Origin of the sequence: Massilia sp. MS-15, from assembly GCF_020176695.1 — a bacterium.
In the GTDB taxonomy this organism is placed as follows: Bacteria; Pseudomonadota; Gammaproteobacteria; order Burkholderiales; family Burkholderiaceae_D; genus Telluria; species Telluria hydrophila.
Genome location: NZ_JAIWIA010000085.1, coordinates 1 through 5098, shown reverse-complemented (window position 1 = coordinate 5098; position 5098 = coordinate 1). Strand labels below are relative to the sequence as shown.

At 66.3% G+C, this 5098-nt stretch carries 7 protein-coding genes; 4 read left to right on the top strand and 3 right to left on the bottom strand.

Going from position 1 to position 5098, the window contains the following annotated elements:
* Positions 1-104 precede the first annotated feature (104 nt).
* Both LCI23_RS20340 and LCI23_RS20335 read left to right on the top strand, forming a co-directional pair.
* Positions 105-317, top strand: a complete 213-nt coding sequence (locus tag LCI23_RS20340) for a hypothetical protein (protein ID WP_374041196.1) — start codon at positions 105-107, stop codon at positions 315-317.
* Positions 318-332: 15 nt separating this feature from the next.
* Positions 333-947, top strand: coding sequence for a 4'-phosphopantetheinyl transferase superfamily protein (locus tag LCI23_RS20335; RefSeq protein WP_224948262.1), 615 nt, complete (start codon positions 333-335; stop codon positions 945-947).
* A gap of 47 nt (positions 948-994) precedes the next feature.
* Here the strand turns inward: LCI23_RS20335 and LCI23_RS20330 are convergent, their stop codons facing one another.
* On the bottom strand, positions 995-1588 hold the full coding sequence (locus tag LCI23_RS20330) for a LuxR C-terminal-related transcriptional regulator (RefSeq protein WP_224948261.1): 594 nt from the start codon (positions 1586-1588) through the stop codon (positions 995-997).
* Positions 1589-1702: 114 nt separating this feature from the next.
* On the opposite strand from LCI23_RS20330, the gene LCI23_RS20325 reads away from it, so the two are divergent.
* Positions 1703-2401: a CoA transferase subunit A gene (locus tag LCI23_RS20325; RefSeq protein ID WP_224948260.1), complete on the top strand. Its 699-nt coding sequence runs from the start codon at positions 1703-1705 to the stop codon at positions 2399-2401.
* A gap of 20 nt (positions 2402-2421) precedes the next feature.
* The gene (locus LCI23_RS20320) at positions 2422-3072 is read left to right on the top strand and encodes a 3-oxoacid CoA-transferase subunit B (protein WP_224948259.1); all 651 of its coding nucleotides are present in this window, start codon (positions 2422-2424) and stop codon (positions 3070-3072) included.
* Between the two features lie 133 nt (positions 3073-3205).
* Here LCI23_RS20320 and LCI23_RS20315 read toward each other — a convergent pair whose 3' ends face one another.
* Entirely contained in the window at positions 3206-4477 is a 1272-nt protein-coding gene (locus LCI23_RS20315; protein ID WP_224948258.1) for a TonB family protein, read from the bottom strand.
* Positions 4474-4869, bottom strand: coding sequence for a BlaI/MecI/CopY family transcriptional regulator (locus LCI23_RS20310; protein ID WP_224948257.1), 396 nt, complete (start codon positions 4867-4869; stop codon positions 4474-4476). The genes LCI23_RS20315 and LCI23_RS20310 overlap by 4 nt, the downstream gene beginning before the upstream one ends.
* Positions 4870-5098: the final 229 nt, after the last annotated feature.

Here is a 5098-nt window from a genome sequence, read left to right as displayed (position 1 = left end):
TATGCACTAGTTCGGACGAAATCGAGGATGCGAACTTGCGCATCAGGACAGATCGGTACACTTCGATCGGGCGCGGGCTGAGGTCGGTAACGCGCACGATCATTTTGCTAGTCTTAACTTCGACCAGCAGAACTGCATCCTTCGCCGCCACTGCGCCGGCCCAGGCGCGCGCCAAGGAACTCGGTGCCGACGCGGTGGTGAACATCGTGAGCAATTACAAGAACGTCGAGATGTCGAGCGAAACCGAATTCGAGTGCCACGACGGCGCAATGATGACCGGCGTCGCGCTCAAGGGCGATTTCGTCAAATTCAAGTAAACCTCAAGGATGCCCGTGGAGCCTGCGACCGACACGCTCGTGTGGCTTGCGGACATCGCGCGCCTCCCGGACGCGCGCCTGGCGGAGTATGCCCGCTGGCTCAGCGCGTCCGAGCGGGAGCGCCATGCACGCTTTGTCCGGGAAGAACGGCGGCGCCAGTTTCTTGCGGGGAGGGCCTTGCTGCGCATGGCGCTGGGCCGGCTGCTCGGCATGGCGCCGGACCGGGTCGTGCTGGTGGAACGGCCGGGCCAGGCTCCGGCGCTCGCCGATCCGCCCGATGCGCGCATCGGATTCAGTATCTCGCATAGCGGACCACTGGTCGCCTGCGCCGCCAGTACCGTGACCCGGGTCGGCCTCGATGTCGAGCGTATCGATCCCGCGCGCGACCTGCTCGCGCTGGCCGAGCAGGTGTTCCCGCGCGCCGACCTTGCCCGGCTGCGCGCGTGCGGCGGCAGCGCGCGAACGGCCCTGTTCTACCGCCTGTGGTGCCTGCACGAGGCGCGCGTCAAGCTCGCCTGCGACAGTGGCGCCGACTATTCCTTTGTCCATGAGGGCGTCGAAGGGGCGCTCTGCTGCGAACAGCCCCTGGCGGCGGTGCCGGTGCCGCGCCTGGTCGACCTCGCCGCCTGAGCGCAGCGCCAGTGGTGCTGCGTCGTTTCCGGCACTGAGGCCCGCGTTCAGCGGGCGCCGACCAGCTTGTTGACCAGTTCGGACGAGGTCGCAGCGGAAAACTTGCGCATCAGGCTGGCCCGGTGCATTTCCACCGTGCGCGGGCTGAGGTCCATTTCGCGTGCGATGATCTTGCTGGTCTTGCCGTCCACCAGCAGCGCGGCGATCTCCCGCTCGCGCGGGGTCAGTTCGGCCGACACCGGCCGCCGCTCGCTCAAGTCCTCGAAGGTCCACACGCCAGCGCCGAGCGGCTGGCCCGCGTCGAGCGCGCGCCCGGTCACGTGGCACCAGAACAGTTCGCCATTGGCACGGCGCATGATGCGCTCGTCCGAATAGCGGCCGCGGGCGTTCATGATCGGGACGATGCGGTCGCCGGTACGCAGGAATTCGTCCATGGTCGGGTACAGCACGCTGAACGAGCGGCCGTTGAGTTCCCCCTGGGCATAGCCGAACATCGCTGCCAGCGCCCGGTTGCCGGACTGGATGATGCGGTTCGACGAGACGCACATGCCGACCGGCGCATGCTGGAATATCATCTCGAAGTCGATGGCGCCGGCCGGCTCTGCCTGGTGCATCTGGTCTGGGGCGACTGCTCGGTGCATGAACGCGCTTACCCGTATTTCTACGGTATTGTTATTTGGTATAGCGTATTTTATGCTGAGAATCACCTCTGAAGTACAGAAGAGCGTTTCGCTTAACCGATAAAAGGAACAGGTATGAACAAAGTGTATCCTGATGCGAAGTCGGCCCTGGCCGGCATCGTGGCAGATGGCCAGACCATCGCCGTAGGCGGCTTCGGCCTGTGCGGCATTCCGGAGGCGCTGATCGCGGCGCTGCGCGATTCCGGCGTCAAGAACCTGACGGCGATTTCGAACAATGCGGGCGTGGACGGTTTCGGCCTGGGCCAGCTGCTGGAAACCCGCCAGATCAAGAAGATGATCTCGTCCTACGTCGGTGAGAACAAGGAATTCGCGCGCCAGTTCCTGGCCGGCGAACTCGAACTCGAGTTCACCCCGCAGGGCACGCTGGCCGAGAAGCTGCGCGCCGGCGGCGCCGGTATCCCGGCCTTCTTCACCAAGACCGGCTATGGCACCATCGTCGCCGAAGGCAAGGAAACCCGCGAGTTCGATGGCGAGCACTACGTGATGGAGCGCGCGCTGCTGCCGGACGTCTCGCTGGTGAAGGCATGGAAGGCCGACAAGGCCGGCAACCTCCTGTTCCGCAAGACGGCGCGCAACTTCAACCCGAACGTGGCCACTGCCGGCAAGATCTGCGTCGTGGAAGTCGAGGAACTGGTCGAGATCGGCGAGATCGATCCGGACCAGGTGCACACCCCGAGCATCTTCGTGCACCGCATCGTCCACAACCCGACGCCGGAAAAGCGCATCGAGCAGCGCACCGTGCGCGCCAACTAAGAACACACCGGAGACAGAACATGGCATGGACTCGTGATGAAATGGCCGCGCGCGCGGCGCAGGAACTGCAGGACGGTTTCTATGTGAACCTGGGCATTGGCCTGCCGACCCTGGTGGCGAACTACGTTCCAAACGATATGGAGGTGTTCCTGCAGTCGGAGAACGGCCTGCTGGGGATCGGCCCCTTCCCGCTTGATGCCGAAGTGGATGCCGACCTGATCAACGCCGGCAAGCAGACCGTGACGGCGCTGCCGGGCGCCGCCTACTTCAGCTCGGCCGACTCCTTCGGCATGATCCGCGGCGGCAAGATCAACCTGGCGATCCTGGGCGCGATGCAGGTGTCCGAACGGGGCGACCTGGCCAACTGGATGATCCCGGGCAAGATGGTGAAGGGCATGGGCGGCGCGATGGACCTGGTGGCCGGCGTCAAGCGCGTGGTGGTCGTGATGGAACACGTTGCCACCGCCAAGGACGGCTCGACCTCGCACAAGATCCTGCCGAAGTGCGACCTGCCGCTGACCGGCGTGGGCGTGGTGGACCGCATCATCACCGACCTGGGCGTCATCGACGTGCTGGAGACCGGCCTGAAGCTGGTGGAGCTGGCGCCGGGCGTGGGCGTCGAACAGGTGCTGGCGGCGACGGGCTGCGAGCTGGACGTCTCGGCGGTCTGAACGAACAGGCGCGGGGACGGCAGGCCGGCCCCGCGCTTCGGCCCCCAGGCCCGCACGCTGGTGCGGGCCTGTTATTTTTGCGTCGTCGACCGGGGCGGCGGGCGTCCCCGCTGCTCCCGGCCTCGGGCCAGGCTCAGCCCAGGGTCCAGACGTACTGCACGGCGGTCCAGGCCTCGACCGGCTGGCCCTTGGCGCTCGCCGGCTTGAACATGCATTTCGCCAGTGCTTCGCGGGCCGCTTCGTCGAGCGGACGGTGGCCCGAGGAGCGGGTCACTTTCGCTTCTTTCACGGCGCCGTCCGTGGCCACCAGGAAGGCGAGGGAGACGGTGCCGGTGTGTTTCTGGGCCAGCGATTCGGCCGGATATTCGGGGCGCTGGCAGCTCCTGAAATCGGCAACCGCCGCCACGTCGGGATCCGCGGCGCTTGCCGGCGGGGCGGCATGGACGAAGGCTGCGGCCCCCATGGCCAATCCCAGGATGGGCAGGGCTGCCTTCCAGTTCAATGCCTCCTTCATCGATGGTGAATCAGGGCGAATCAAGCGTTTGATGCGTGACATGAGATCTCCTCCGTTGGCCGCCTGGGCCAGGTGGTGGGTTGCGAACTGGCGTTTCTCCAGTTCGGAAAGGGCCAGGGCCAGGCGCCGCGGTTCGCCCAGTACCCTTGCCGCGACATCGTCGGCGATCCGTTCCCGTTCGACGCGGATGCGTCCCGAGATCCACCAGACCGCCGGGTGGTAGAAGAACAGTGTCTCGACCACGTTCTGGCCGAGGTTGACGAGGTAATCGTGGCGCCGGATGTGCGCCAGTTCGTGGGCCAGCAGCGCCTCCAGCAAGGGCGCCGGCATGCCGGAAACGAGGGCCGCCGGTACCAGGACCACCGGACGCCACCAGCCTGCCGTGACCGGGCTGCCGAGGCCTTGCACGATGCGCAGGCGCAGCGCACGCCCAATGCCGAACTGCGCGGCCAGGCCGTCGAGGCGCGCCTGCCAGGCCGGATCCTGGCGCTCGTGGGCGGCGGCACGGCCGAGCCACAGCAGGCCGGCCACCAGCCGCAGCGCCAGCGCCAGCGCACACACGGCCCAGGTGCCGACGATCGGGATCAGCTGGCCGGCGAACAGCGCGCCCCAGCCTGCGCCAGCCGGCGAACCGGCGACCAGCCCGGCGGCGAACAGCAGTACCGCGTCTTCCTGCGCGCCGCTGTGGCCGGGCAGGCGCAGCGCGAGCCCGAGGGCGGGCCAGGCCAGGCACATCGCCAGACCGGTGCAGGCGGCCAGGTAGCGCGCCTGCGGCCGGGCATTCCTCAGCACGATGAGCAGCAGCGCGGTGGCGCAGCCGATCAGCGCACCTTGCCACAGGAAGTGGACCAGGGTCCAGCCGATACTGGCGACGACGCCGGCGGCGCTCATTTCCCGTCTCCCGGCTTGTCCTCCTTGAGCAGTTCCTCGATTTCCTGCCGTTCCTTCTTCGAGATGCCGGTCTTCAGTGCCGCCAGCACCAGCGCCTTGGCCGAGCCGGCGAAGGCGCGCTGCATCAGGTCCTTCAGCAGATGGGTCTCGACCGAGTCCTGGGGATGGGCCGGGGCGTAGACATGCGAGCGTTCGCTCTCGTCGCGCGCCAAGAGGCCCTTGCCGTGCATGATCTGCATCAGGCGCAATACGGTGGCGTAGGTGACCTCGGGCTTGGTCTTCTGCATTTCCCGGTGCACCTGCTTGGCGGTGCCTGCGGCCATCGGCCACAGCACCTGCAGGAGTTCGAGTTCGGCCGGGGTCGGCTTGGGAGCATCGGGCTTGCGTGGCATGAGCGTCCTCATCAGGTGGTATATCCTGAGAGCTAGAATAGTCTGTCTAGACAGACTTGTCTACAACTTTTCGTACCGTGCGGGCGCGATGCGCAAGGCTGGCGGGCAGTGCGCTAGGGTCTGTCTGACTGAGCGAAGGCGAAGAATGAGAAAATTAGATCGGGAGGGCTATGAAGATGAGCCGAACTGATCTAACCGAGAAGCAATGGCGGCGGTTGGAATCCCATCT